General features: G+C 66.1%; 24 protein-coding genes. 10 read left to right on the top strand and 14 right to left on the bottom strand.

Annotation, left to right across the window (positions count from 1 at the left end):
• Window positions 1-27: 27 nt before the first annotated feature.
• Together PVZ77_RS13355 and PVZ77_RS13350 are read left to right on the top strand one after the other, a co-directional pair.
• Window positions 28-810, top strand: a complete 783-nt coding sequence (locus PVZ77_RS13355; protein ID WP_371913873.1) for a MetQ/NlpA family ABC transporter substrate-binding protein — start codon at window positions 28-30, stop codon at window positions 808-810.
• Between the two features lie 68 nt (window positions 811-878).
• The gene (locus PVZ77_RS13350; protein WP_273806946.1) at window positions 879-1,655 is read left to right on the top strand and encodes a MetQ/NlpA family ABC transporter substrate-binding protein; all 777 of its coding nucleotides are present in this window, start codon (window positions 879-881) and stop codon (window positions 1,653-1,655) included.
• 189 nt (window positions 1,656-1,844) lie between these two features.
• Here the strand turns inward: PVZ77_RS13350 and PVZ77_RS13345 are convergent, their stop codons facing one another.
• Window positions 1,845-2,993 (bottom strand): MFS transporter, encoded by a 1,149-nt coding sequence (locus PVZ77_RS13345; protein WP_273806957.1) that lies wholly within the window; start codon window positions 2,991-2,993, stop codon window positions 1,845-1,847.
• Window positions 2,994-3,166: 173 nt separating this feature from the next.
• Here PVZ77_RS13345 and PVZ77_RS13340 point away from each other — a divergent pair, with 173 nt between their 5' ends.
• Window positions 3,167-3,334 carry a rubredoxin gene (locus PVZ77_RS13340; protein ID WP_007161456.1) on the top strand — a complete coding sequence of 56 codons (168 nt, stop codon included), beginning with the start codon at window positions 3,167-3,169 and terminating at the stop codon, window positions 3,332-3,334.
• A gap of 92 nt (window positions 3,335-3,426) precedes the next feature.
• Here the strand turns inward: PVZ77_RS13340 and PVZ77_RS13335 are convergent, their stop codons facing one another.
• From PVZ77_RS13335 to PVZ77_RS13325, 3 genes are all read right to left on the bottom strand, one after another.
• On the bottom strand, window positions 3,427-3,702 hold the full coding sequence (locus tag PVZ77_RS13335) for an HU family DNA-binding protein (RefSeq protein WP_017639309.1): 276 nt from the start codon (window positions 3,700-3,702) through the stop codon (window positions 3,427-3,429).
• A 412-nt stretch (window positions 3,703-4,114) separates the two neighbouring features.
• The gene (locus PVZ77_RS13330; protein ID WP_273806945.1) at window positions 4,115-5,674 is read right to left on the bottom strand and encodes a SulP family inorganic anion transporter; all 1,560 of its coding nucleotides are present in this window, start codon (window positions 5,672-5,674) and stop codon (window positions 4,115-4,117) included.
• Window positions 5,675-5,884: 210 nt separating this feature from the next.
• Window positions 5,885-6,592: a carbonic anhydrase gene (locus PVZ77_RS13325; protein WP_133860378.1), complete on the bottom strand. Its 708-nt coding sequence runs from the start codon at window positions 6,590-6,592 to the stop codon at window positions 5,885-5,887.
• A 660-nt stretch (window positions 6,593-7,252) separates the two neighbouring features.
• Here PVZ77_RS13325 and PVZ77_RS13320 point away from each other — a divergent pair.
• A complete protein-coding gene (locus tag PVZ77_RS13320; protein ID WP_273806944.1) occupies window positions 7,253-8,878 on the top strand; it encodes a methyl-accepting chemotaxis protein in 1,626 nt (541 codons plus the stop codon).
• 42 nt (window positions 8,879-8,920) lie between these two features.
• On the opposite strand, the gene PVZ77_RS13315 is transcribed toward PVZ77_RS13320, so the two are convergent.
• The 3 genes from PVZ77_RS13315 to gloA all read right to left on the bottom strand — a co-directional run bounded on the left by PVZ77_RS13315 (window position 8,921) and on the right by gloA (window position 11,548).
• Window positions 8,921-9,043, bottom strand: coding sequence for a hypothetical protein (locus PVZ77_RS13315; RefSeq protein WP_007161451.1), 123 nt, complete (start codon window positions 9,041-9,043; stop codon window positions 8,921-8,923).
• A gap of 155 nt (window positions 9,044-9,198) precedes the next feature.
• Window positions 9,199-10,827 (bottom strand): methyl-accepting chemotaxis protein, encoded by a 1,629-nt coding sequence (locus tag PVZ77_RS13310; protein ID WP_273806943.1) that lies wholly within the window; start codon window positions 10,825-10,827, stop codon window positions 9,199-9,201.
• A 196-nt stretch (window positions 10,828-11,023) separates the two neighbouring features.
• On the bottom strand, window positions 11,024-11,548 hold the full coding sequence (gene gloA, locus PVZ77_RS13305) for a lactoylglutathione lyase (RefSeq protein WP_133860381.1): 525 nt from the start codon (window positions 11,546-11,548) through the stop codon (window positions 11,024-11,026).
• A 246-nt stretch (window positions 11,549-11,794) separates the two neighbouring features.
• Here gloA and PVZ77_RS13300 point away from each other — a divergent pair, with 246 nt between their 5' ends.
• Entirely contained in the window at window positions 11,795-11,986 is a 192-nt protein-coding gene (locus PVZ77_RS13300) for a CsbD family protein (RefSeq protein WP_007161448.1), read from the top strand.
• 51 nt (window positions 11,987-12,037) lie between these two features.
• Here PVZ77_RS13300 and PVZ77_RS13295 read toward each other — a convergent pair whose 3' ends face one another.
• Entirely contained in the window at window positions 12,038-12,769 is a 732-nt protein-coding gene (locus tag PVZ77_RS13295; RefSeq protein WP_273806940.1) for a glutathione S-transferase, read from the bottom strand.
• Window positions 12,770-12,956: 187 nt separating this feature from the next.
• On the opposite strand from PVZ77_RS13295, the gene PVZ77_RS13290 reads away from it, so the two are divergent.
• The 4 genes from PVZ77_RS13290 (at window position 12,957) to PVZ77_RS13275 (ending at window position 17,048) form a co-directional block, all read left to right on the top strand.
• Window positions 12,957-14,033 (top strand): glycosyltransferase, encoded by a 1,077-nt coding sequence (locus PVZ77_RS13290; RefSeq protein ID WP_273806939.1) that lies wholly within the window; start codon window positions 12,957-12,959, stop codon window positions 14,031-14,033.
• 7 nt (window positions 14,034-14,040) lie between these two features.
• Entirely contained in the window at window positions 14,041-15,093 is a 1,053-nt protein-coding gene (locus tag PVZ77_RS13285; protein ID WP_273806938.1) for a hypothetical protein, read from the top strand.
• Complete coding sequence (locus tag PVZ77_RS13280; protein WP_273806937.1) at window positions 15,090-15,932, top strand: glycosyltransferase family 2 protein; 843 nt, start codon at window positions 15,090-15,092, stop codon at window positions 15,930-15,932. The genes PVZ77_RS13285 and PVZ77_RS13280 overlap by 4 nt, the downstream gene beginning before the upstream one ends.
• 126 nt (window positions 15,933-16,058) lie before the next feature.
• The gene (locus PVZ77_RS13275) at window positions 16,059-17,048 is read left to right on the top strand and encodes a YihY/virulence factor BrkB family protein (RefSeq protein ID WP_273806935.1); all 990 of its coding nucleotides are present in this window, start codon (window positions 16,059-16,061) and stop codon (window positions 17,046-17,048) included.
• Window positions 17,049-17,283: 235 nt separating this feature from the next.
• On the opposite strand, the gene gpmA is transcribed toward PVZ77_RS13275, so the two are convergent.
• The 3 genes from gpmA to PVZ77_RS13260 all read right to left on the bottom strand — a co-directional run bounded on the left by gpmA (window position 17,284) and on the right by PVZ77_RS13260 (window position 19,737).
• A complete protein-coding gene (gene gpmA, locus PVZ77_RS13270) occupies window positions 17,284-18,030 on the bottom strand; it encodes a 2,3-diphosphoglycerate-dependent phosphoglycerate mutase (RefSeq protein WP_273806934.1) in 747 nt (248 codons plus the stop codon).
• A gap of 128 nt (window positions 18,031-18,158) precedes the next feature.
• Window positions 18,159-18,386, bottom strand: coding sequence for a hypothetical protein (locus PVZ77_RS13265; protein WP_273806933.1), 228 nt, complete (start codon window positions 18,384-18,386; stop codon window positions 18,159-18,161).
• Between the two features lie 361 nt (window positions 18,387-18,747).
• On the bottom strand, window positions 18,748-19,737 hold the full coding sequence (locus tag PVZ77_RS13260; protein ID WP_273806932.1) for an aldo/keto reductase: 990 nt from the start codon (window positions 19,735-19,737) through the stop codon (window positions 18,748-18,750).
• 102 nt (window positions 19,738-19,839) lie between these two features.
• On the opposite strand from PVZ77_RS13260, the gene PVZ77_RS13255 reads away from it, so the two are divergent.
• Window positions 19,840-20,754, top strand: a complete 915-nt coding sequence (locus PVZ77_RS13255; protein WP_273806931.1) for a LysR family transcriptional regulator — start codon at window positions 19,840-19,842, stop codon at window positions 20,752-20,754.
• 8 nt (window positions 20,755-20,762) lie between these two features.
• On the opposite strand, the gene PVZ77_RS13250 is transcribed toward PVZ77_RS13255, so the two are convergent.
• From PVZ77_RS13250 to PVZ77_RS13240, 3 genes are read right to left on the bottom strand one after another with little or no spacing between them, the layout of a single operon-like run.
• Window positions 20,763-22,106: a c-type cytochrome gene (locus tag PVZ77_RS13250; RefSeq protein ID WP_273806930.1), complete on the bottom strand. Its 1,344-nt coding sequence runs from the start codon at window positions 22,104-22,106 to the stop codon at window positions 20,763-20,765.
• Window positions 22,107-22,117: 11 nt separating this feature from the next.
• On the bottom strand, window positions 22,118-23,905 hold the full coding sequence (locus PVZ77_RS13245; RefSeq protein WP_273806929.1) for a GMC family oxidoreductase: 1,788 nt from the start codon (window positions 23,903-23,905) through the stop codon (window positions 22,118-22,120).
• Window positions 23,905-24,636: a gluconate 2-dehydrogenase subunit 3 family protein gene (locus PVZ77_RS13240; protein ID WP_273806928.1), complete on the bottom strand. Its 732-nt coding sequence runs from the start codon at window positions 24,634-24,636 to the stop codon at window positions 23,905-23,907. The genes PVZ77_RS13245 and PVZ77_RS13240 overlap by 1 nt, the downstream gene beginning before the upstream one ends.
• Window positions 24,637-25,113 lie beyond the last annotated feature (477 nt).

The raw sequence follows: 25,113 nt of genomic DNA, 5'->3' as shown, positions 1-25,113 counted from the left end.
CTTGCACAAGGAAAATCCCAGATGTCGCTGAAACGTACCCTGCTGTCCCTGGCCTTCGGCCTAGGTGTCGCCACCGCCGCCCAGGCCGCCGAGACCCTGACCGTCGCGGTCAATCCGGTTCCCCATGCGGAGATCCTGGAATTCATCAAGCCGCAGCTGGCCAAGGAAGGCGTGGACCTCAAGATCAAGGTCTTCACCGACTACATCCAGCCTGATCGCCAGACCGATCAGAAGCAGGTGGATGCCAACTACTTCCAGACCAAGCCCTATTACGCCAGCTACCAGAAGAGCAACCCGAGCAGCGACCAGGTGCCGGTGGTGGCGGTGCACGTCGAGCCCTTCGGTGCCTATTCGCAGAAGATCAAGGACATCAAGGAGCTCAAGGACGGCGCCACCGTGGCCATTCCCAACGATCCGAGCAACTCCGGTCGCGCGCTCCTGCTGATCGCCAAGCAGGGCCTGATCACCCTGAAGGATCCGAGCAACGTCACCGCCACCCCGCGTGACGTCGTCGAGAATCCCAAGCACCTCAAGTTCAAGGAGCTGGAAGCCGCGACCCTGCCGCGCGTGCTGAACCAGGTCGACCTGGCGCTGATCAACGCCAACTACGCTCTGGAAGCCAAGCTGGTACCGACCAAGGACGCCCTCTTCATCGAGAGCGGCGAGTCGCCCTACGCCAACCTGCTCTACACCCGCGCCGACAAGGCCAACGACCCGGCCATCCAGAAGCTGGCCAAGGCCCTGACCACCCCCGAGGTGAAGCAATTCATCGAGAAGAAGTACCAGGGCGCCGTCGTTCCCGCGTTCTGAGCCTCAGCTCCACCGCCGTCGACGCCCGCAGAGGCGCCGACGGTTCCACCCCGCTTTAGGAAACTGCCATGAAGAAATTGCTCGCCACCGCCGCCCTGCTGGCCGCCAGCCTGACCGCCCACGCCACCGAGACCCTCAGCGTCGCCGCCACCCCGGTGCCCCACGCCGAGATCCTCGAATTCGTCAAACCCCAGCTGGCCAAGGAAGGGGTGGACCTGCAGATCAAGGTCTTCACCGACTACGTGCAGCCCAATCTGCAGGTGGCCCAGAAGCGCCTGGACGCCAATTTCTTCCAGCACCAGCCCTACTTGGATGAATTCAACAAGAGCCGTGGCACCGACCTGGTGACCGTCGCCCAGGTCCACGTCGAGCCCTTCGGCATCTATTCGCAGAAGATCAAGAAGCTCGACGAAGTCCGCGAAGGCGCCGTCGTGGCCATCCCCAGCGATGCCACCAATGGCGGCCGCGCCCTGCTGCTGCTGGAGAAGGCCGGGCTGATCACGCTCAAGGACAGCGCCAACATCCTCGCCACGCCCAAGGACATCGCCGAGAATCCCAAGCAGCTCAAGTTCAAGGAGCTGGAAGCCGCGACCCTGCCGCGCGTGCTGAATCAGGTCGATCTGGCACTGATCAACACCAACTACGCCCTGGAAGCCAAGCTCAACCCGACCCAGGACGCTCTGCTGCTGGAAGGCAAGGAATCGCCCTACGCCAACATCCTGGTCGCCCGCCCGGACAACAAGGACAGCGACGCCATGCAGAAGCTGGCCAAGGCGCTGAACACCCCGGCGGTGAAGCAGTTCATCGAAGAAAAGTACAAGGGCGCCGTGGTGCCCGCCTTCTAGGCGTTGCCTGACATGAAAAACGCCGGCCCAGTGCCGGCGTTTTTCATGGGGCTCAGCGGCGTTTCAGGGGCATGACGCCCACTCCCAGGCCAAAGGGCCGAAAGACCGCTTGCAGCGTCGCCAGGGTGGGATTGCCTTCGTCCGCCAATACAGTCCCGACATCCCGGCTCTAAAGCATAAATCCAGGCATCAAATTGCCGTTTTCACTGTAACCGGCGCGCTGCCTCGGCGGCCGACGATCACCAGCAGCACGGCGGCGCCGACGGCCATCAGCAGCGGCACGGCATGGCCGGTGAGCCACTGGCTGGCGGCGCCGGTGACCAGGGGGCCGACCAGGCAGCCGAGCCCCCAAAGCTGGGCGATGCAGGCATTGGCGCTGACCAGTTCGGCATCGCGATAGCGTTCGCCCACCAGGATCAGCGCCAGGGTGAAGAGACCGCCCGCAGTAGCGCCGAACAGTACCAGCAGCGGCCAGACGCCCGGGGTATGCAGCAGCAGTGGCAAGGCCAGGCTGACCGCCAGCAGGCCCAGGGTGCAGCCAAGGAACAGCCCCTGGCGCGAGAGGCGGTCGGCGAGCAGCCCCAGCGGCAGTTGCAGCAGGGCATCGCCCACCACCACGGCGCTGACCATGTACAGCGCCAGTTGCTGGCCGAAGCCCTGGTTGAGGGCATAGACCGGCAGCAGGGTAAGGATCATCGCTTCGAAGCAGGCGAACAGCGCCACCGCCCAGGCGATGGCCGGAGCGCCGCGGCAGAAGTCCAGCAGCGCTCGCCAGGCCGCGGTATGGCCGCTGGCCGCTGGCGCGCCCCGGCGACCGAGCAGCAGGGCAGCGCCGCCGAGCATGAGCAGGGCGCCGAGCCAGAAACCCTGGTCGCCCTCGGTCCCCAGCACCCCTAGCAGCAGCGGGCCGGCCAGCTGACTCAGGGCGTAGCTGCTGCCATAGAGGGCCACCAGGCGGCCGCGCCAACGATCGGTGATGACCTGGTTCATCCAGCTTTCGCCGAGCACGAAGACCAGGGTGAGGATGGCGCCCAGGGCCAGGCGCAGGAGCAGCCACAGCGGATAGCTGGGTAGCAGCGACAGCAGGATCAGCGAGGCGGCGCCGCTCATCAGGCACAGCCGCATCAATCGCGGGGTACCGATCCGCGCCGCCAGGCGTCCGGCCAGGCTGGCGCCGGTGAGGATGCCGAGGGCCGGCGAGGCGGCCATGACGCCGATGGCGAAGCTGCCATAGCCCCAGCCCTCCAGCCGCAGCGAAACCAGCGGCATCGACAGGCCGATGGCCAGACCGACGCTGATGACACTGCCCAGCACGGCGAAATAGATGGCCCAGGGCATGGGCGATGACGAGGAATTCATGGGCTCAGCCTAGCTGATGGAGACAGGGGGTGGACAGTCGCCAGGCGCAACCAGGGCGCTCTGGGTATCAGTCGGGCTCCGGCACGGTTGGCCTTTGCCAGGCTTTCGCGTAGCGTTCGCGCTACCTGAAGCCGGTTGGGAGATAACAGAACATGCGGAAATGGCAGTGCATCGTGTGCGGCTATATCTATGACGAAGCCCTGGGCTGGCCGGACGACGGCATCGCGCCGGGGACGCGCTGGGAGGATGTGCCCGAGGATTGGCTGTGCCCGGATTGCGGCGTGGGCAAGGGCGACTTCGAGATGATCGCCATCGGCTGATCACCCCGCTCCGCGTCCTCCACGCGGACACAAAAAAGGCATCGCAGAGGCGATGCCTTTTGGCTGCAGCGGCGATCCGTGCCGCCTCATGCTCAGCCTTCGATGCTGTCCTTCAGCGCCTTGCCGGGCTTGAACGCCACCGTGTTGCTCGCACGAATCTTGACCGGCTCGCCAGTCTGGGGATTCTTCCCCATGCGGGCACCGCGGTGACGCGGCAGGAAAGTGCCGAAGCCGACCAGGGTAACGCTGTCCTTGCGGTGCAGCGCATTCGCGATCTCATCCAACAGCGTGTTGAGCACGACGTTGGCCTGTTCCTTTGGAAGTCCGACTTTTTCAGCGATCACCGTCGCCAATTCAGGCTTGCGCATAGCTACCTCTCGTGGGGTCATTTTTAGCCGTGTGGGCGTCGCATGGCTTTCCTGGCAAAGCGATTACCCCCGAGATAGAGGGTGGCCCGACACAAAGATCGTTGGTGCGACAAAAGTCGAACCAGATAGCGTTATAAGGCAAACCCGAGAAGAGCGAAAGTTAATTAGCAGACTATTAGCCATTGGTAGGATGACCGATGCCAACTTGGGCATTTATCAGTCAATTCAGGGGCTTTTTGTGGACAGGATGTCCACTTTATGGAGTGGCCTTTGCATGGCACCAGGATGCTGCGAGGCTCTGGCAAGCCAGTATCGCGATCAGCGATCGTGCTGGCAGTCTGGCCTTGCGTCAGCGGACGCTGGCGCTGGATGAAGCGTGGCGGAGCGCCCCTTGGCCGCTCCGCCACCCGGATCAGGCCGGTGCCTGGGTCGGCATGACCGGTTGACCCGCCGGTGCCTGGCCTTCCAGGCGCCGCTCCAGTGCCTTGGGCTCGATCACCAGCCGCATGCCATTGCTGGCCTGGGTCCGTCCCCAGTCTTCCAGCAGTTCCATGCAGGCATGATCGATATAGGAGACGCGCTCCAGGGGCACGTGCAGGGTAGTGCCCGGCTTGACCTGCTCCAGCACCTTGGTCAGCTGGGGTACGCGCAGGAAGGTCGCGGCGCCCACCAGGCGCAGATCGGCCTGGTCCGGCTGGTCTTCGCGATAGGTCAGGCTGACCTTGAGCTGCGCCGCCTTGACCGCCAGGAAGGCGATCGACAGGCCAAAGCCCACCAGCACCCCGGTCAGCAGATCGGTGGCGACGATCATCAGGGCGGTCAGGGCATAGATGACCATGGGCGTCCGGCCATAGCGCTTGAGTCCGGTCAGCGACTTGGGATCGGCCAGCTTGACGCCGGTGAACACCAGCACGCCGGCCAGGCTCGCCACCGGCACCAGCTTGAGCACGAAGGGCAGGGCGGCGACGAAGGCCAGTAGCCAGAGGCCATGCAGGATGGCGGAGGCGCGACTGGTGGCGCCGGCCTGCACATTGGCCGAGCTGCGCACGATGACCCCGGTCATGGGCAGCGCGCCGACGGCGCCGCAGAGCAGATTGCCGATCCCCTGGGCACCCAGTTCGCGGTCGAAGTGCGAGCGCGGCCCGTTGTGCATGCGGTCCACCGCGGCGGCCGAGAGCAGGGTCTCGGCGCTGGCGATGAAGGCCAGGGCGAGGGCGGCCACCACCAGTTCGGCGTTGGCCAGCATGCCGAGATCGGCGAAGGTCACCCAGTCGATGGCGTCGGCCAGGTTGTTGGGTACCTCCACCCGGCGGATGTCCAGCGCCAGCCAGAGACTGGCCAGGGTCGCCAGGGTCACGCCGATCAGGGCGCCGGGCAAGAAGCGCAGCGTCTGTGGGCGAAATTTCTCCCACAGCCACATGCTGGCGATGGTCAGCAGCCCGATCAGCGCCGCCTGGGCGCCGCTGCCACTGCCGTTCCACTGACCCACCGCGGTGAGGGCGGCGCCCGGGAAGGCCAGCAGGTTGGAAAGACCCGAGGCCGCCGGTTTGGCGTCCAGCATCACATGCAGCTGCGACAGCACGATGAGGATGCCGATGCCGGCGAGCATGCCGTAGACCACCGCCGGCGAGGTGACGCGGAACCAGGCGCCCAGTCGGGTGAAGCCGGCGATGAGTTGCAGCAGGCCGGCGAGCAGCAGTACCGGGCCCAGCGCCTCGATGCCATGGCGGTTGATCAGGTCGAACACCAGCACCACCAGGCCGGCGGCCGGACCGCTGACCTGCAGCGGCGAGCCGGCGAGAAAGCCGACCACCAGGCCACCGATGATGCCGGTGATGATGCCCTTGGCCGGCGGCATGCCGGAGGCGATGGCGATCCCCATGCACAGCGGCAGGGCGACCAGAAACACTACCAGTGAGGCCAGGGCGTCGCGCGACAGGTTGCGCCCCGGGGTCTGTTGATTGCCAAGCATGGTCCTGGTCCTCCAGCGACTAGGAAAAAGGGTGCCCGCGCGTCATATCACGTCATATGACACGGTTCGGGATTCAGGCGGCTAGCGGCTAGGGTGGACGATCCCGATGGAGCCCCAGGTGGGATAGTCCTGCGCGGTGCGCTGTTATGGCGAGGGGGCGAGCGGCCCGTCTCGGAGTGGCCAGCCGGCGAACCGGCTGGCCGCGGTGGATCAGGCCGGTTGCAGGCGTGGACGCGGGGTGGCGACCGGCATGTTTTCGCCATCCAGGGGCAGGAAGCGCTCCTGTTGGGCGTCGTACGCCTTGATCTCGCTGGTCTCGATGGAATAGACCCAGCCGTGGATCTGCAGCTGACCGCTGGCCAGACGCGACGCCACCGAGGGGTGGGTGCGCAGGTGGACCAGCTGGGCCACCACGTTTTCCTCGGTGAGGAAGCCCAGGGTGCCGCCGTGGCCGCAGTCGCAATGGCCATGGTCTTCGACCACGGTACGGGCGACCTCGGCATGGCGCAGCCAGACCTTTACCGTCGGCATCTTTTCCAGCGGATCGGGATTGAGTACGGCTTTCATGGCGCCGCAGTCGGAGTGGCCGCAGATGATGATGTGCTTCACGCCCAGGGCCACGACCGCGTACTCGATGGCGGTGGAGACGCCGCCGTTCATCTGGCCATAGGGGGGCACCACGTTGCCGACGTTACGGGTCACGAACAGATCGCCTGGCGAACTCTGGGTGATCAGTTCCGGAACGATGCGCGAGTCGGCGCAGGTGATGAACATGGCCTTGGGCGACTGCGCACTGGCGAGTTTCTTGAACAGCGCTTCCTGTTCGGGAAAGACATCCTGGCGGAAACGCTTGAAACCATCGACCAGCTGCAGGAGGGCCTCGTCGGGTGCGCCGAAGGTATCCGTGTTGTCGCTCATCTGTTTCTGACCTCTTCTCAAGTACGCAATGGCAGCGGCAAGCGCTGGTTAGTGGCTAGACGCCCCCTGGCATCGCCTCGATACGCCCCGGCCCTCTTGGGCGCTGGTGGCTTCATTGTCTGGCGGTCCATCGCGTATCCGGGCAGCGTCCTGGTACCCGGCAGGTCATCTTGGTGACCTCAACCTTAATCCACGCTGAAACAATAGCGCGTGACGGACAACGCAGAAGATATTTCAAACTTATACTGAGATCATCCAGCCATTATCGCAGCACGATCAGCGCATTTAGCCCTTTTATCGACACGAAGGTGGAATTTCGCCGCCGAATCGCGTTTTTCCCCGTGAAGAAAACGTGAATTGCGATAGCCGAGAAGATTTCTTTGGTGATCAGTGGCTTGCGAGAGATGTGCAAAAATGTGAACACAATGCCGCTGGGGCAAATCGAGCGTCTTTCGCCCGCTTTGCATCCAGCCTGTGATCTGCGGCACAGTGCCGCAGCCTAGACCTTTCGGCAGGCTTTCAATAGTCCCAATGCCCTATAGGACAAGGGTTTGCTGCCTTTGCTCGATAGCGGCGCAGAAATCCGGTCCGACAACGGACTTCAGGATTTGCACGCTGCGGTCGATAGCGGGGGCTTTCCAGGCTCAACGGAAACTCTCCATGTCCTTTCGCAATCTCTCCATCGCGCGACGTGCCACCCTTGGTTTCGCCTTTATCGGTCTGCTCCTGCTGCTGCTCGGCGGCACCGCCCTGGTCAAGATGAACGACATCCGCGCCTCGGGTCTGGCCATCGAGGACCGCGCCATGCCGCGCGTGGCCGCGCTCGACGAGCTGACCGCCCTGACCCTGCGCCTGCGGGTGCTGTCCTATCGCCTGCTGCTCAATCGCGAGCCGGAGATCATCGCCAAGACCCAGGCGCTGTTCCAGCAGCGCAACGGCCAGATGCGCGCCGCCCAGCAGCGCTACGAGGCGCTGATCCAGTCCGACGAAGAGCGCACCGCCTACAGCCGCTACGGCCAGTTGATCACCCAGTACGACGGTCTGCAGCAGCGCATGCTGGCGTTCTCCACCGCCGATCAGCTGGAGCCCCTGCGCCGCCTGCTCAACGAAGACCTGCTGGCCAACTCCGATGCGGTCAACGGCGTGCTCAAGCAACTCACCGACCTGGTGGATCAGCAGACCGCCGCGGCCAACGCCCAGTCCGCTGCCGACTATGGCCATGCCATCCAGTGGCTGGTGCTGCTACTGGCGGCCACGGCGCTGCTGACCGTGGTCTTCGCCTGGCTGCTGATCCGCAGCATCACCCAGCCCATCGCCCGCGCCGTGCAGGCCGCCGAGGTGATCGCCACCGGCGACCTCAGCCAGGAAATCCACAGCGAAGGCCGCGACGAGGCCGCGCGCCTGCTGCAGGCGATGAAAACCATGCAGGGCCAGCTGCGCCAGACCCTGCAGGGCATCCTCGGCTCGGCCACCCAGCTCGCTTCGGCGGCGGAAGAACTCAATGCGGTGACCGATGAATCCAGTCGCGGCCTGCAACGCCAGAACGCCGAGATCGAACAGGCCGCCACCGCGGTGAACCAGATGTCGTCGGCGGTGGACGAGGTGGCGCGCAATGCCGTCAATACCTCCCAGGCCTCCCAGGAGTCGGCCGGCGTGGCCCGTGACGGCCGCGACCTGGTGCAGGAAACCGTAGGCGCCATCGCCACCATGAGCGACGACGTCCAGCACGGCGCCACCCTGGTGGGCGATCTGGCGGTACAGGTCAACGACATCGGCAAGGTGCTCGACGTGATCCGCAGCGTGGCCGAGCAGACCAATCTGCTGGCGCTCAATGCCGCCATCGAGGCGGCGCGCGCCGGTGAAGCGGGTCGCGGCTTCGCCGTGGTGGCCGACGAGGTGCGGGCCCTGGCCCATCGCACCCAGGAGTCGACCCGCGAGATCGAGACCTCCATCGGCACCATCCAGCAGGGCACCGATCAGGCGGTGGCGGCCATGCGCAGCAGCACCGAGCGCGCCCAGTCGACCCTGGAAGTGGCGCGCGGCGCCGGCCATGCCCTGGAGCGCATCCATGGCGCCATCGGCGGCATCAACGAGCGCAATCTGGTGATCGCCAGCGCAGCGGAAGAGCAGGCCCAGGTGGCCCGCGAAGTGGATCGCAACCTGGTGAACATCCGCGAGTTGTCGGTCCAGACCGCCGCGGGTGCCGAGCAGTCCAGCGCCGCCAGCGCCGAGCTGTCGCGCCTGGCCGTGGACCTCAATGGCCTGGTCACGCGCTTCCGCCTGTGAGCCAGACGGTTCCGGCCGCTTCGGTGGCCGGACGCTGCGGCCCTAGCCGGGGCCGAGCAGTTGCAGCACGCCGGTCAGCACCACCAGCAGACCCAGGGGCGAGGCGAGAAAGGACAGCAGCAGGCACCTCAGGCGAGGGCCGCGCGGGGTAGGGCAGGTCGTCATGACGTCAGGCAGCTCCGTGGCGAGAACGGGCGCCACGCCTGGCGCCCGGGCCAATTTTCTCCTGTAGCGGCGGCGACGTCATGCCAAGAAAACGTAAAGTTGGGTAAAGCCGCGGCTACCCCGGGACGCCTGTTCCCGGGTAGTCGCCTGGCGGGTCAGACGCGGAAGCGCGCCGCCAGGCCGTGGATCTCGCGGGTCAGTGCGACCAGCTGGCGACTGGAGGTCTCGATCTGGTCGGCGCCGCGCTTGGACACGCCCGCCAGTTCGCGGATGTTGATCAGGTTGCGATCCACCTCCCGCGCCACCTGGGCCTGTTCCTCGGCGGCGCTGGCGATGACCAGGTTGCGCTCGTTGATGTCGCCGATGGCGACGAAGATGTGCTCCAGGCTCTGGCCGGTCCGCTCGGTGGTTTCCAGGGTGGTGCCGGCCAGGGTGTTGCTGCGCTGGATGGCGGTCACCGCCTGACCGGTGCCGGCCTGGATGTTGCCGATCATCTGCTCGATCTCCAGGGTCGACTGGCGGGTGCGCTGGGCCAGGCTGCGCACCTCGTCGGCCACCACGGCGAAGCCACGGCCGGCGTCGCCGGCGCGCGCGGCCTCGATGGCGGCATTGAGCGCCAGCAGGTTGGTCTGCTCGGAGACCGCGCGGATCACGTCCAGCACCTTGCCGATCTGGTTGGCCTGCTGCGCCAGGCTGGCGATCACGGTTTCGCTTTCGTTGACCGTGGTCTGCATGCTCTGCAATTCACTGAGCACCTGGGCCACCTGGCCGCGACTGCCAGTGGCCAGGCGATCGGATTCGCGGGCGGTATCCGAGGTGGAGGCGGCATTGCGGGCCACCTCTTCCACGGCGGTGGTCATCTCGGTCACCGCCGTCACGGCCTGTTCCAGTTCCTGCTGTTGCTGATTCAGGGTGCGGTTGCTCTGGGCCGTCACCTCGCCCAGTTCCTGGGCGGCGCTGTCGAGTTGCTCGGCGGTGCGATTGAGCTGGGCCAGGGTGTCGCGCTGGCGGCTCTGCAGGGTGGCGAGGCCGGCGAACAGCTGGCCGATCTCGTCATGGCTGCGCACCTCGATACGGCGGGTCAGATCGCCTTCGCTCATGGCGGCGAAGTGCTCGCCGGCTTCGTTGAGCGGGGCCAGTACCCGGCGGGCGATGAACCAGCCGGAGAGTACCGCCAGCAGCAGGGTCAGACCGACCAGCAGCAGGCTGCCGATCTGGGCCTGGGACACGCGACTGTCGGAGGCGGCGAGGGTGGCTGCGATACGGCCGGTGATCTCGTCGGTGAAGGCCTGGCGGGTGTCGGCGAAGGCCGTGCTGGCCCCCTTGGCCCCGTCGCTGATACGGATGTAGCCGGGCAGGTCGCCGGCCCGGCAGGCGGCGATCTGTCCTTCGACGATGACCTTGTAGGCGTCGAAGGCCTTGAGCATGGCTTCGATCTGGCCGCTCAGCTTGGGATCGCTGACGCTGGCCTGCATGTCGGTAATCAGCTTGCGGGCGATGTCCAACCGCTCCAGCGCCAGCTTCACGCCTTTCTCGGCCTTGGCCGCATCGCCGTTGACCCGGTCGAGCATGGCGGTATGAGAGTTGGCGCTGGCGCGGCTGATCCAGGTGGCGGCGTTGTTGACCTTGTCCAGCTGTTCCATGGTCAGACTATCCAGGTCGCGGACCTGCTGGGCACTGGTCCAGGCGCTGAGCCACCCATACAGGCAAGCCAGCAGCAGGCAGGCGACGAACAGGCTGAGCACGCTGTACATCCCGGTACGAATTCTTGTTGTTTTGTTCATGTTGGGCTCTCTGACGACGTCGCTGGCTGGGGTGCGCAATACGACTTTGGTAAGGCTTTTCGCCAGCAGTACGCCAAAGGCATGAGCAGGCGTCGATGGCCTGGAGCCAGTCGGTATCAGTTAAGCGCCGAAAAGTCGTCGGATGTCTTCAGAAGGACAGGCAGGGTGGGCCCGACGGACGCCGGGCCCGGAGGGATCAGGACAGCGGGGTGAACTGGATGACTTCGACCCAGTAACCATCGGGGTCCTTGATGAAGGCGATTTCCTTCATGCTGCCGTCGGTCAGGCGCTTCTGGAAGGCCACGCCCAGTTGCTCGAAGCGCTCGCAGGCGGCGCGGATGTCCGGGACCGCCACGCAGGTGTGGCCGAAGCCGCGCGGATCGCTGTTGCCATTGTGGTAGCTGAAGCCGGCATCGTCTTCGGTGCCGTGGTTGTGGGTCAGTTCGAGAATGCCCGGGGTGGACTTGCGCCAGTGCTGGCGGGCCTGCGGATCTTCCGGCACCTGGTTGCGATCGACCAGGGCAAGAAAGGTCAGGCTGAACTTGGCGTCCGGGAAGTCCTTGTGATCGACCACGGTGAAACCCAGCACGCGGGTGTAGAAGTCCAGCGAGGTCTCCAGGTTCTTGACCCGCAGCATGGTGTGGTTGAAGACGAACTCGCGGGTGGCGGCGTCGGGCTGGGCGGTCACGCCCGGCAGGTTGTCGAATTGGCTCAGCGACATCAGAAGTCTCCGGTGAAGGGGTGTGGAAATTGGAGAGGCGGCCCCGCGCAACGTTCCCGGCGGGAAAGGCGCCTGGGCGGTCGCTCACGAAAAAGGGCGGGAAGTCTAAAGGCTTCCGGAACCGCTGCCCAAGGCTTCCTGACGCTTCTGGCCGTTGCGCTGTGCGACGAATGGTCGAAACCACCCAGCTAGAGCCGCAGTCGGATTTTACAAGCGCACTGCCTGTGCGATCCCAAGGAGACTGATATGAGCAGCACCAGCGACAAGATCAAGGGTACCGCCAAAGAAGTGGCCGGCAAGGTCAAGCAAGGCGTCGGCGAAGCCACCGACAACTCGCGCATGAAAGGTGAGGGTCGTGCCCAGGAAGCCGAAGGCAAACTGCAAAAGAACGTCGGCAAGGGCAAGGAAGCGGTCAAGAACACCATCGACCGCGCCTGAGTCCAGGCTGTACGGAAAAGGCCGCCCCAGGGCGGCCTTTTCTTTTGCCCGTCAGGCCGGATCCAGCTCCGGATAATGGCGGAAGATGCCGTTCTCGCTGAAGGCCAGGCGGCGCGGCGAGGCCAGGTAGGCGGCGATGTTGGGTAGCGCGGCCACCCGCTCGGCCACCGCCAGCACCCGGGGTATCTCCGGCGCCAGGCGCCGCATGGCGTTGGGGAAGGCATAGGTCAGGCCGGCCACCACCTGGAACAGCGACAGGTCGACATAGGAGCGACGCTCGCCCACCAGCCAGGTATCACCCGTCGGGTTGTAACCCAGCACGCGTTCGAAATAGCTCAGATAGGTACGGATCCGTTCCCCGGCAAAGGCCTTGGCCCGGCGCCGGGCTTCGTCCTGCTGCTCTTCGTAGGTCAGGAAGATGGCCACCGGATGATGGACATCGTGGGCCTCGGCGGTGAGATCGGTGATGGTCAGCTGCAGGCCGTGGACCCAGAAGCGGGATTCTTCATCGGCCGGTACCAGGTCCAGCCGTGGCCCGAGGAACTGCAGGATGTTGGCGACATGGGAGACGACCTCGTCGCCGGCCTTGAGAAAGGGCGGGGCGAAGGGCGGCCGACGGGTCTTCTGGCCTTGCAGGTAGTCCTCCATGGCGGGTATGCCCAGACCTTCGTCCTCCGGGGCATTGCCGACATCCAGATAGCGTGCGCCGGCCTCTTCGAGCGCCAGGCGGACGAATTCGCCACGGCCCTGGATGCTGGGCCAGTAGTGCAGTTCATAACGCATGGAAACCTCCGTCGTCTGCTGGGAATACGGGTCCAGAAAAGCTGACCCACGGCCCGCTGCGGAGGTTTGCCCACCACGCGGCTTTCACGACGAAGCGCACAACCAATTCCCGTCGCTGAGACTCCTATCAACCAGCGGCTCGCGATAAGGACGGTGGGATGACAGGCAACAGCAGGCGGAAGGTTCCATGCGCATAGGCATTCTCACCCACGTGAAACACCCGGTACGCCAGCCCTTCGCCGGCGGTCTCGAAGCCTTCACCTACGACATCACCCTGCAACTGCGCGAACGTGGCCACGCGGTGACGCTGTTCGCCAGCTCGGCCTCGGCGCCGGAGCTGGACGTGGTGCCCATCCTCGACGACGGCAACTACGGCGCGGACGGCTGTCGGCGCAAGCGCAACGTGCTCAGCTCCGAGTATCTCGACGAGCACCACGGCTATCTCGACTGCATGCAGCGCATCGATGGCCATGGCTTCGACGTCATCTTCAACAACGCCCTGCACTATGTGCCGGTGACCATGTCCGGCCTGATCCACACCCCCATGCTCACGGTGCTGCACACCCCGCCGTTCTTCGAGCTGATCAACGCCATCGGCGAATTGCACAGGCGCGGTGGCGGCCATTACTGCACCGTCTCCCAGGCCAATGCCGACAACTGGGCGCACCTCGCGCCGGCCTGTCACGTGATTCCCAACGGCATCGACCTCGACGCCTGGCGCCCGCGCGATACGCCGATCGGCGACCATGCCCTCTGGTTCGGCCGCCTGGTACCGGACAAGGGGCCGCACCTGGCGCTGGATGCCGCGCGCGAGGCCGGCGTGCCCCTGCGCCTGGCCGGCCAGGCCACCGACGAGCGCTATTTCCGCCAGGACATCGCGCCGCGCCTGGGGGACCAGGCCGTCTACCTCGGTCACCTGGACCGTACCGCCCTGGCGGCTGAAGTCGCCCAGGCCCGCGCCTGTCTGGTCACGCCCTGCTGGGACGAACCCTTCGGCCTGATCGTCGCCGAGGCCCTGGCGTGCGGCACACCGGTCGCCGCCTTTGCCCGCGGAGCCCTGCCGGAACTGCTCACCGCCGAGACCGGCGCCCTGGCTCCGCCGGGCGATGTGCCGGCCCTGGCGGCGGCCCTGCGCGAAGCCCTGTCGCTGTCCCGCGACGCCTGCCGGGCGCGGGCCGAGGCCCAGTGGAGCCATCGGCTGATGATCGACCGCTACGAGCGCCTGCTCGCCGATGTCGCCGCCGGCCGGGTGGCCCGTGGCTAGACCGCCCGTGACTAGACTGCCCGTGACTGAGCTGAACATCGGTTACTACGCCCACCATCAGGGCGCCGGCCACGTGACCCGCGCCCTGGCCATCGCCGCCGCTTTCGACGGCCCCTTGACCCTATTCGGCAGTCGCCTGCCCGAGCAGGTGGCACTGCCCAACGTCCGGCTCTGCCCGCTGCCACCCGACGTGGCCCCTGGCGTCGAGGGCGAAGCCTTCGCCTGCCTGCACTATGCGCCGCTGGGCGTGGCAGGATTGCGCGAGCGCATGGGCCTGCTGGTGGACTGGTTCCGCCGCGCCTGGCCCTGCCTGCTGGTGGTCGACGTCTCGGTGGAGGTGGCGCTGCTGGCCCGGCTGTGCGGCGTGCCGACGATCTACCTGCGCCAGCGCGGCAGTCGCTTCGATGCCGCCCACGAACTGGCCTACGCCAGTGCCAGTCGCCTGCTCGCGCCCTATCCGGAATGCCTGGAAGAGCCTGCCACCCCGGCTCCCTGGCGGGCCAAGACCTGCTATGCCGGCAGCCTGTCGCGCTATGCCGGGCAGCAGCCCGATCGCATGCGCGAACCCGGCACGGTCACGGTCATCGCCGGCCATGGCGGCACCGCCTTCGGTCGCGCGCGGCTGGTCGCGGCGGCCCGGGCCTGTCCCGACTGGCACTGGACGGTACTGGGTCCGGTGCTGGACGACGCCACCGAGGCACCGGCCAACCTGAGCTTCCTGGGCAGCGTCGCCGATCCCGCACCCTGGCTGACCCGCGCCGAGCTGGTGGTCGGCTCGGCAGGTGACAGCCTGGTGGCGGAACTGGCCGACCTGCGCTGTCGTTTCCTCTGTCTGCCGGATGCCAGACCCTTCGACGAGCAACTGTCCACCGGCCGCCTGCTGGCCGCGCAGGGCCTGGCGATCACCTGCGAAAGCTGGCCCGCCGTCGACGCCTGGCCGGAACTGCTGGCCAGGACCCGCGGGCTCGATCCCGAGCGCTGGATGGCGATAAGCGACGGCGCGGGTGCCCAGCGCGCCGCCGCCTGTATTCGGCAGGTCGCCCAGGAGGTGCTGGCATGATCGTCCTGACCCTGGTCAAAGGTCGCGAGCGGCAACTGGCCAATCTCATCCGTGGGCTGGAATTGGCACCGACGCCTCCGGCGGCCCTGGTGGTGGTGCAGATGAACGAGCCGCCGCGTGCGCTGCACAGCCCAGGCTTTCCGATTCAGGTACTTGCCGTGGAAGGCGACGGCATCCTGCCCCTGGCCGCCGCGCGCAATGCCGCTGTAACCGCCGCACCGGGCGAGGAACTGGTGTTTCTCGACGTGGACTGCATCCCCGCGCCCGGATTGCTCGCGGCCTATCGCCAGGCGCTGACCGCGCGCCCCGCGGCCCTGCACCAGGGCTTCGTCCACTACCTGCCGGCCGGCATCGCGGAAGGCGACTGGACCCCGGAGGAGCTGTTCGCCAGGGGTGTCGTCCATCCCCTTCACCGGGATCGTCCGCCGGGCGAGGCGATTCCCCATCCGCTGTTCTGGTCGCTCAACTTCGCCTGTACCCGCGCCACCTTCGGCCGCATCGGCGGCTTCGACGAGGGTTATCGCGGCTATGGCGGCGAGGACACCGACTTCGCCTTTCGCGCCCGCGAGGCGGGGGTATCCGTCTACCAGGCCGAGGCGCGCGCTTTCCATCAGTACCATCCGACCTATCACCCACCGCTCAACCATTTCGCCAGCATCCTGGAGAACGCCCGGCGCTTCCGGGCACGCTGGGGGCTCTGGCCCATGGATGGCTGGCTGCGCGAATTCGCCGCCGCCGGCTTCATCCGTTTCGATGAAAGCCGCGGGATAGAGGAACTCAGGACGCCCACGGCCGCCGAGATCGCCGCCTGCCGGGATGCCTCGGGCTCCGGCTTCTGACATCAGGGCGCAACCAACCCGGCTGCTGCCACTCTGAAGGTAGGGCGAACCTGCAAAGCCGCCGGGTGCAGGCCGAGCAGGTCCGCTCCAGGAATCCTTCGTGAGGAACGTTCGTCAGGAGCCGTTATGTCCTTGTTTGCCTTCAGCCTGCGCGGCGTTTCGCCGTTCACCCTCATCAAGCGTGCCGTCCAGGAATTCGTGGCCGACGACATGCCCACCTATGCAGCGGCACTGGCCTACCAGATGCTGTTTTCGCTGTTTCCCTTCCTGCTGTTCCTGATCGCCCTGATCGGCTTCCTGCACCTGCCGGACTTCTTCACCTTCCTGCGCGAACAGGCCGCCTACCTGCTGCCGCCCACCGCCCTGGATACGGTCAATCCCATCATCGACCAACTGCAGACGCAGAAGGGCGGCCTGCTGTCCTTCAGTATCATCATCGCCCTGTGGTCCGCTTCGGGTGGCTTCCGCTCGCTGATGACCGCCATGAACAGCGCCTATGACGTGGTGGAAAGCCGCCCGGCCTGGAAGCGCATTCCGCTGTCGGTACTGCACACCATCGGTCTCGCCGGGCTGCTGCTCAGCGCCGCCGCCCTCATGGTGCTGGGCCCTCAGGTGATGAACTGGCTGGCCGCCTATGTAGGGCTGGAAGACTACATGGTGACCCTCTGGGCGCTGATCCGCTGGCCGCTGGCGGTGTTCCTGCTGATGATCGCCGTGGCGGCGCTCTACTACGTCACCCCGGACGTGAAGCAGAGCTTCCGCTTCATCACCCCCGGCTCGGTGCTGGCGGTGGTGGTCTGGATCCTGGCGTCCCTGGGCTTTGGCTACTATGTGCAGAACTTCGCCAACTACAATGCCACCTACGGCAGCATCGGCGCCATCATCGTGCTGTTGCTGTACTTCTATCTGTCTTCAGCGGTGCTGCTGTTCGGCGCGGAAATCAATGCGGTGATCGAGCACCACAGCGACGACGGCAAGGAAAAGGGCGAGAAGACGCCAGGCGATGGTGGCGTGGAAGCCGACGAAGAGATTCAGGCGGGGCAGGAAGAGGGCGCCCAGCAAGAAGGCGTCTTGGGTGAAGCACGGGTGGTCCAGCGACCGAATGGCCACAACTGAAGAGGTAGGGTGGATAACGGCGCAGCCTTATCCACCGCTCATCGGCGACCCTAGTTGTGGAAAACGCCAGGCGGTTTTCCACTTTGCGGGTCTAGGCGTATGCCTCATCGCGGCCATGGCGGTCCGCCGATGCGGCCGCTCCTACGGCCAACCTATGTACCTGTAGGAGCGGCCCACGGCCGCGATCAGACGGCTACTCCCACGACTTCGTAGAAGCAGCCGCACCAAAAGCCTCTTACTTCGCCTTGCCCTGATTGGCCACCGCAGCCATCTTGGCGGCGACCTCGTCCGGGTCGGCCAGGTAGTAGTGCTTGGTGGGCTTGAGATTCTCGTCGAACTCGTACACCAGCGGCACGCCGTTGGGGATGTTGAGGCTGACGATGTCGCTGTCGGAGATGTTGTCCAGGTACTTGATCAGGGCACGCATGGAGTTGCCATGGGCGACTACCAGCACGCGCTGGCCGCTGCGAATGGCCGGGGCCAGGACTTCGTTCCAATAGGGCAGCACGCGCTCGACGCAATCCTTGAGGCACTCGGTGCGCGGCACCTGGTCCAGCGACAGACCGGCATAGCGCGGGTCGGCGGCCAGGGCCTGCTGCTCCTCGACGCTCTGCTCGGGCGGCGGGACGTCATAGCTGCGACGCCAGACCAGCACCTGCTCCTCGCCATACTTGGCGGCGGTCTCGGACTTGTTGAGGCCGGTCAGGCCACCATAGTGACGCTCGTTGAGGCGCCAGTCGCTCACGACCGGCAGCCACATCTGGTCCATGCCTTCCTGCACATGCCACAGGGTACGCACGGCGCGCTTGAGCACCGAGACATGGGCCACGTCGAAGAGGAAGCCGGCGTCCCTGAGCGCCTGACCGCCCTCGTGGGCCTCGCGGATCCCCTGTTCGGTCAGATCCACATCCGCCCAGCCACTGAAGCGGTTTTCCAGGTTCCACGCCGACTGGCCATGGCGGATGAATACGACTTGCGACATGCGACCTCCATCTTGGGATTCATTGTTTGGCTCACGCCTACGCGAAGCTGTGCCAAACATACCGCAGATGGAGGCTGCCGGCATGGGCATCACGGAAACCGTGATGCGTCCGGCACTCGCGTCGAACGTCAGGCCACCAGGGCGCGACGGGTACGTTCGATGACGCGTTCCAGCCCGGCCGCAGCATTGTACTGCTCGGGGTAGAGACGCTCGCTGCGACAGGCGACACCGCGCTCGTCGACCACGGTAAAGCTGAAACCGCCCTTGCGCGAAGCCGGGGTGGTGATGCATTGGAACGGTGCAAAGGCCGCTTGAAGGTATTGCATGGCCGCGATGGCCTGATTTTGAATGTTCATCTGTCTATCCTTGGGACCCACGCTCAGTCGGCGCGGTGAAATAACTCCAGCAACCTCGTACCCATAACGGCCGACGGCTGAATCTCTGGCTGGAGGAAGGCAGCGTGTGGGCAAGATGCCCAGGCATGCAGGTAAGTACTTGGGAAGGCAGGCAACCGGCCGGGCACGAGATTCAGAGGCCAGGGCGGCAGATCCTGAGCAATCGAGGGATCGGTTTGATCTGGATGACGCTTGTTTCACGCTGTTACAGCGAGCGGAAAGGCGTCCAGCGATTGGGGTCAGCTTGGTACTAACTCGATCAAGCTAGCAGGATCGATGCCAACCGCGCAAGCCCGTCGGTCGGCGACGGGCCTGATGGTCACTAGCGCTCGACGAGCTGCATCCAGGCGGCGGGATAGCGCGTACCGGCCACCTGTTCCGGGGTAAACAGCCGAGCCAATTCGGCGCCCTCGGCCGCGCTCAACCGCACGTCGAGCGCGGCAAGATTCTCCTGCAGATAACGCCGTCGGCGCGTGCCGGGGATAGGGATGATGTCCTCGCCCTGTGTCAGCACCCAGGCCAGGGCCAGCTGGCCGGGCGTGACGCCCTTGGCGCTGGCCAGGGCGCGTACCCGCTCCACCCGTTCCAGGTTGTGCTGGAAATTCTCGCCCTGGAAGCGCGGACTCAGGCGACGATAGTCATCCGCGGCGAAATCCTCCGGTGACTTCAGGGCGCCGGTGAGAAAGCCGCGGCCGAGCGGGCTGTAGGCCACCAGGGCGACTCCCAGTTCGCGGCAGGTGGCGAGCACGCCGTGCTCCTGGGGATCGCGCGACCACAGCGAAAACTCGCTCTGCAGGGCCGCGATGGGATGGACCCGCTGGGCGCGGCTCAGGGTCGCGCTGGAGGCCTCGCTCAGCCCCAGGTAACGCACCTTGCCGGCCTGCACCAGCTCGGCCATGGCGCCAACCGTCTCTTCGATCGGCACCTCGGGATCGACCCGGTGCTGGTAGTAGAGATCGAGATGCTCGACGCCCAGCCGACGCAGGCTGCCCTCCAGCGCCTGACGCACGTATTCGGGCCGGCCATTCACCCCGCGGGTATTGGGATCTTCGCTGCGCACCAGGCCGAACTTGCTGGCCAGGAATACCTGCTCGCGGCGTCCGCGCAGGGCTCGGCCCAGCAATTCCTCGTTGTGATGGGGACCATAGGCATCGGCGGTATCCAGCAGGGTCACGCCGCGTTCCAGGGCCAGGTCCAGGGTGGCCAGGGCCTCGGTCTCGTCGGTGGCGCCATAGAACTCGCTCATGCCCATGCAGCCCAGCCCCATAGCGGATACCTGCGGGCCGTTGCGGCCCAGTTGTCGTTGCAGCATGACATTCGCTCCTTTCGTGAAAGACCGGTCCAGTCTCGCTATTGAGAGCCTGTGAACAAAGCTGCTATCAAGACAGGCAGTATTCGATGGGATTGAAGAATCTTGGACCGATTGACAGCCATGCGCGGCTTCGTGCGTATCGTCGAGCGCCGCTCCTTCAGCCGTGCCGCCGCCGATCTCGGCCTGTCACCCGCAATGGCGACCCTGCTGGTGCAGCAGCTGGAAGCCCATCTGGGAGTAACGCTGCTGCATCGCACCACCCGCCGGGTCAGCCCGACCCTGGACGGCGCCGCCTACTACGAGCGCTGCGTCGGCTGGCTGGCCGAGCTGGACGATATCGAGGGCGCCTTCAGCCAGCGACGGCGCCAGCCACGCGGTCGACTGCGCGTCGATCTGCCCGGTGCCCTGGGGCGGGCGCTGGTGATTCCGGGGCTGCCGGACTTCTGCCGCCGCTATCCGGAGCTGGAGCTGGTCGTCAGCGCCGATGATCGACCGGTGGACGTGATCGGCGAGGGCATCGACTGCGTGCTGCGCAGTGGACCCCTGCTCGACGAGGGCCTGGCCGCCCAGGCGCTGGGCGAGCTGGTGCAGGTGACCTGTGCCAGTCCGGACTATCTGGCGCACCAGGGCCGGCCGGACAGCCTCGCGGACCTCGCCCAGCACCAGCTGGTGCATTATCGCTCCCAGCGCAGCGGTCGTCGGCTGCCCTTCGAATTCCGGCGCGAGGGTGAGCTGCACTGCCTGGATCAACCCGGACGCCTGACCCTCAGCGGCGCCGACGTCTATGTCGGTGCCGCCCTGGCCGGGCTGGGCCTGATCCAGGTGCCGCGCTATCACGTGGCAGCGGACCTGGCGGCCGGCCGGCTGTGCGAAGTCCTGCCCGACCAGCCACCGCCGGACTTGCCGCTGGCGGCGGTCTACCCCCTGGCCAGCCAGACCTCACCGCGGGTACGCGCCTGGGTCGAGTGGCTGGATGAGGTGTTCGCCGCGGTCGATCCGGCCTGGTTGCGCCGCTGACGCGACCGCTATCGACCCGCTTCGCGCGGCTCTGGCTGACCATGACCAAAGGCCTGGCCCAGGTCATCGCCCGAGGTGGTGCGGTTGTCGTCGGTACGCCACTTGGCGACCTCGGCGGCGCTGACCGGGGCGGCGTCGTTGCCCCAACTGGCGCGGATGAAGCTGACCACGTCGGCCACCTGGGCATCGTTCAGGCGCCAGCCGAAGGGCGGCATGACGATCATCGACGGCGCGGTGTGCAGGCCGGGCAGGGTGCCGCCCTTGAGCACGATGTTGATCAGCGAACTGGCATCCGCGGTACGCAGCACCGGATTGCCGGCCAGTGCCGGGAACACCCGGTCGTAACCCTGGCCATCGGTGCGGTGGCAGGCGGCGCAGTTGTCCACATAGACCTGGGCGCCACGAGCGCTGTCATCGCCGCGCCAGAGCGCCGCGGCGGCACGCCCGTCGGCCTGGAAGGGCGCATCGTGCGGATCCCTGGCCGGCAGGGTCTTGAGGTAACGGGCGATGGCCTGCAGATCGGCGTCGCTCAGGTACTGCAGGCTGTGCTGCACCACCTCGGTCATGCCGCCGAACACGGCGCTGTCGGCGGAGCGCCCGGTCTTGAGGAATTGCACCAGCTGCGCTTCGCTCCAGCGACCCAGGCCGTCGCGCTGGTCGCCGCGCAGATTCTTGGCGATCCAGCCTTCCAGGGGCGCGCTGCCGGCCAGGAAATCCTTGCCATCGGCGGGCGAGAGGGCCTTTTCCTGCATGGTGAAGGCGCGTGGCGTGTGGCAGGCGCCGCAGTGGCCGAGGCCTTCCACCAGGTAGGCGCCGCGAGCCACCACCGGGTCCTGGTCCGGGGCCGGCTGGAATTGCACCACCTCGGGCGCGAACAGCTGGCGCCAGATCGCCAGGGGCCAGCGCATGGACAGCGGCCAGGGGATGTCGCTATCGCGATTGGCCTGCTCGACCGGCGCCACGCCGTGCATGAAGTAGGCATAGAGGGCGCGCATGTCGCCCTCGCTGACCCGGGCATAGGAGGGGTAGGGCATGGCCGGATAGAGGGTATGACCCTCCTTGGCGATACCCTGGCGGATGGCGGCATCGAAGTCGGCATAGCTGTAGGCGCCGATGCCGGTCTGCCGATCCGGGGTGATGTTGGTGGAATAGAGGGTGCCGATGGGCGTCTGCATGGGCAGGCCGCCGGCGAAGGGCTGGCCGCCCGGCGCCGTGTGGCAGGCCACGCAGTCGCCGGCCCGGGCCAGGTATTCGCCTTGCTTGACCAGCGCCGGATCGGCGTCTTCGGCGGCCTGGGCCGTCAGCGTCAGGCCGGCGCCCAGCAGCAGGGTCGCGAGGGTACGGAAGATCATGGGCGCGCCTCTCATGCCTGCACCAGCGGGCCTGGATTCTTCAGGTACTGCTCGCGGATGGCCCGCGCCGACCAGTAGGTCAGGGCCGCCACCAGGCCGGTGGGGTTGTAGCCCAGACCCTGCGGGAAGGCCGAGGCGCCCGGCACGAAGACGTTGTGCACGTCCCAGCTCTGCAGGTAGCGATTGACCGCGCTGGTCTTGGGATCGGTGCCCATGATGGCGCCACCGTTGAGGTGGGTGGTTTGGTAGCTGGCTGTGTTGAAGTGACCGCCGAAGTCCTTGACCGAGACGCTGATGTGCTCGGGGCTCATGGCCTCGGCGATCTTCTTCATCTTGGCGGCCATGAAGCGGGTCATGCGGATGTCGTTGTCCTTCCAGTCGAAGGTCATGCGCAGCAGCGGCTGGCCATAGGCGTCACGGTAGGTGGGGTCCAGGTCCAGGTAGTTGTCGCGATAGGACTGGTGCGCACCGTGGGCGTCCATCGACAGCTGATGGTTGTAGTAGCCGGCCTGGGCCTTTTTCCAGGCGCTGCCCCACTGCGGCGTGCCGGGCGGATTGGCCGCCCCGGCGATGGGCCGGGTGCCGGCCTGGTTGACCCACATGGGCGAGCCGCCGACGAAGCCGTGCGGACCGTGGTCGAAGTTGTCGGCGTTGAAGTCGTCCACCGCCACGCCATTGCCACCGGCGCCGATGAAGGGATTGGTGTGGTGCTGGTCCTGGCGGAAGAAGGCCTTGATGGTGGCCATGTTCTGGTAGGCGAAGTTGCGCCCGACCACACCCTCGCCGGTCTTGGGATCATAGGGCTGGCCGATGCCCGACAGCAGCAGCAGGCGCACGTTGTTGAACTGGAAGGCGGCGAGGATGACGATGTCGGCTGGCTGCTCCAGCTCCTGGCCCTGGGCATCCAGGTAGGTCACCCCGGTGGCCTTCTTGCCGGTGCTGTCGAGATTGACCCTGAGCACATGGGCCTGGCTGCGCAACTCGAAGCGCGGCTCCTGCTTGAGCACCGGCAGGATATTGAGATTCGGCGAGGCCTTGGAATACATGTAGCAGACGTAGCCGCTGCAGTAGCCGCAGAAGTTGCAGGGGCCCATCTGGCATCCATAGGGATTGGTGTAGGGCCCCGAGGTGTTGGCCGAGGGCAGGTTGTAGGGGTGATAGCCCACGTCCCGCGCGGCCTTTTCGAACAGTTGCGCCGAGACGGTGTTCTTTTGCGCCGGCAATGGGAAGTCGCTGGAGCGATCCGCGGCATAGGGGTTGCCGCCCTTGCCGTCGCCTACGACCTGGCCCTTGACGCTCCAGGCGGTGCCCGAGGTGCCAAAGACCTTTTCGGCGAAGTCGAAGTAGGGCTCCAGCTCGCTGTAGCTGACGCCGAAGTCCTGGATGGTCATGCCGTCGGGGATGAATTTCCTGCCGTAGCGCTCTTCATAGTGACTGCGCAGGCGCAACTCCACCGGATCGACGCGGAAGTGCACCCCCGACCAGTGCAGGCCGGCGCCGCCCACGCCATCGCCGGGCAGGAAGACACCGAGCTGGCGGTTGGGCAGGGCGACGTCGTTGACGCTGTGGCGGATGGTGACGGTTTCCTTGGAGACATCGACGAACAGCTTCTTGCGGATGCTGTAGGTGAGTTCGTCAATCACCTGTGGGTAGGAGCCGTCGGGATAGGTGTCGCGGTAGCTGCCGCGTTCCAGGGCCACCACGTCCAGACCGGCCTCCGTCAGTTCCTTGGCCATGATGGCGCCGGTCCAGCCGAAACCGACGATCACTACCTGCTTGCTGGGCAATACCTTGGCCATCAACCGCGCTCCCCGCGAATGGAGACCGGCGGCAGCGGATAGCGCTCGTCGCGCTCCACCCAGTCCATGAAGTCGGCGCGGGCGCCGGGAAAATTCACCAGCTTCCAGCCGACCAGCTGCTTGTTGCCGCCATGCAGCGGATCGCAATAGAAGCCCTCCTTGGTGTTCTGCAGCAGCTGGGCGAAGAACAGCCTGGCCGGTATGCCCTCGAGCGCGGCGTCACCGCCTTCCAGGGCCTCGAGGGCCGCGTCCTGCTCGGCGGGTGCCAGCTCGGCGAAGACCTTGCCGTGCTGCTGACGGGTCCAGCGATCCACCGCGGCGATGCCCAGTCGATAGAGGTCCTGGGGTACCAGGCGACTCTGGTAGCCCATCTCCGGTGCGGCATCGACGGCGAAGGGACCCTGCATGTACCAGAGGCCGCCGCGGGCATAGGCGGTCTGCATCTGCCGGTCGATGAATTCCGGCGCGCCGGCTTCCAGCGCGCCCGGGCCGAGTTCGTCCGCTGGAATCAGCCGGGCCACCGCGGCCTGCACGAAGGCCCATTCCTCGGCGGTGAAGAACACCGGTTGATAGTGGTCGGCGCGCGGACTGCTGCCCGGCTTGCTTTCCGGGGTGGGCGCGGCGAGGGCCAGGCCCGCGGGGGCACCGCCCGCCAGGGCAACCACGGGAATCAGGCTCAGGGACTTGCGCAGGAAGTCGCGGCGGGCCGGGACGGAATCGTCTGCGGACATGGTCGGGGTCTCATCAGGTGCCCGACGTGAAACCGCAGGGCTTATGGTTAGCTAGCTAATATGTTGGAATATTACCAATATCCACTGGCCGCGGTTACATTTTGTCGCAGGTGTGCAGAGGCCACGCAGCCCGGCAAGTTCCCTCGCTCCCGTCGCGAAGTAAAAAGCGTGCAGGGCGCGGCCTCGGGTGATCCTGGTGCGACGACAACCGGTCGCGACGTTCCAGGCACGACGATCTTTCCGGCGTGGGCGGCATTTCCGGCCGCGCGGAGCGGGGTGCTGGTACTCAGGTCCCGCCTGAGTTACCTAAGGTTCCACCTTTGCGAGCACCATAAGAGTGCAAGTTGCACAAGGTGATACCTAACGAAGCAAGCCGATCGGACTTGCGCGCTTAAAAGAAATCACTTTGCACATCAGATGGTTAGCGCGATAGCTCGGTGGAACGCCGCTTTTTCGCCGCTTTCCGCGAGGCATTGC

Source organism: Pseudomonas sp. SHLD1, from assembly GCF_028640935.1.
GTDB lineage: Bacteria > Pseudomonadota > Gammaproteobacteria > Pseudomonadales > Pseudomonadaceae > Chryseomonas > Chryseomonas aestiva.
This window is presented reverse-complemented; position numbering and strand designations above follow the sequence as displayed.

Excerpts from the sequence above, each read along its gene's own strand:
- PVZ77_RS13325 (WP_133860378.1), bottom strand. The coding sequence starts at position 6,592 with ATGAGCGACAACACGGATACCTTCGGCGCACCCGACGAGGCCCTCCTG.
- PVZ77_RS13275 (WP_273806935.1), top strand. The coding sequence starts at position 16,059 with ATGTCCTTGTTTGCCTTCAGCCTGCGCGGCGTTTCGCCGTTCACCCTC.
- PVZ77_RS13290 (WP_273806939.1), top strand. The coding sequence starts at position 12,957 with ATGCGCATAGGCATTCTCACCCACGTGAAACACCCGGTACGCCAGCCC.
- PVZ77_RS13345 (WP_273806957.1), bottom strand. The coding sequence starts at position 2,993 with ATGCCCTGGGCCATCTATTTCGCCGTGCTGGGCAGTGTCATCAGCGTC.
- PVZ77_RS13310 (WP_273806943.1), bottom strand. The coding sequence starts at position 10,827 with ATGAACAAAACAACAAGAATTCGTACCGGGATGTACAGCGTGCTCAGC.
- PVZ77_RS13280 (WP_273806937.1), top strand. The coding sequence starts at position 15,090 with ATGATCGTCCTGACCCTGGTCAAAGGTCGCGAGCGGCAACTGGCCAAT.
- PVZ77_RS13330 (WP_273806945.1), bottom strand. The coding sequence starts at position 5,674 with ATGCTTGGCAATCAACAGACCCCGGGGCGCAACCTGTCGCGCGACGCC.
- PVZ77_RS13350 (WP_273806946.1), top strand. The coding sequence starts at position 879 with ATGAAGAAATTGCTCGCCACCGCCGCCCTGCTGGCCGCCAGCCTGACC.
- gloA (WP_133860381.1), bottom strand. The coding sequence starts at position 11,548 with ATGTCGCTGAGCCAATTCGACAACCTGCCGGGCGTGACCGCCCAGCCC.
- PVZ77_RS13245 (WP_273806929.1), bottom strand. The coding sequence starts at position 23,905 with ATGGCCAAGGTATTGCCCAGCAAGCAGGTAGTGATCGTCGGTTTCGGC.
- PVZ77_RS13265 (WP_273806933.1), bottom strand. The coding sequence starts at position 18,386 with ATGAACATTCAAAATCAGGCCATCGCGGCCATGCAATACCTTCAAGCG.
- gpmA (WP_273806934.1), bottom strand. The coding sequence starts at position 18,030 with ATGTCGCAAGTCGTATTCATCCGCCATGGCCAGTCGGCGTGGAACCTG.
- PVZ77_RS13300 (WP_007161448.1), top strand. The coding sequence starts at position 11,795 with ATGAGCAGCACCAGCGACAAGATCAAGGGTACCGCCAAAGAAGTGGCC.
- PVZ77_RS13295 (WP_273806940.1), bottom strand. The coding sequence starts at position 12,769 with ATGCGTTATGAACTGCACTACTGGCCCAGCATCCAGGGCCGTGGCGAA.
- PVZ77_RS13320 (WP_273806944.1), top strand. The coding sequence starts at position 7,253 with ATGTCCTTTCGCAATCTCTCCATCGCGCGACGTGCCACCCTTGGTTTC.
- PVZ77_RS13260 (WP_273806932.1), bottom strand. The coding sequence starts at position 19,737 with ATGCTGCAACGACAACTGGGCCGCAACGGCCCGCAGGTATCCGCTATG.
- PVZ77_RS13240 (WP_273806928.1), bottom strand. The coding sequence starts at position 24,636 with ATGTCCGCAGACGATTCCGTCCCGGCCCGCCGCGACTTCCTGCGCAAG.
- PVZ77_RS13335 (WP_017639309.1), bottom strand. The coding sequence starts at position 3,702 with ATGCGCAAGCCTGAATTGGCGACGGTGATCGCTGAAAAAGTCGGACTT.
- PVZ77_RS13340 (WP_007161456.1), top strand. The coding sequence starts at position 3,167 with ATGCGGAAATGGCAGTGCATCGTGTGCGGCTATATCTATGACGAAGCC.
- PVZ77_RS13250 (WP_273806930.1), bottom strand. The coding sequence starts at position 22,106 with ATGATCTTCCGTACCCTCGCGACCCTGCTGCTGGGCGCCGGCCTGACG.
- PVZ77_RS13315 (WP_007161451.1), bottom strand. The coding sequence starts at position 9,043 with ATGACGACCTGCCCTACCCCGCGCGGCCCTCGCCTGAGGTGCCTGCTG.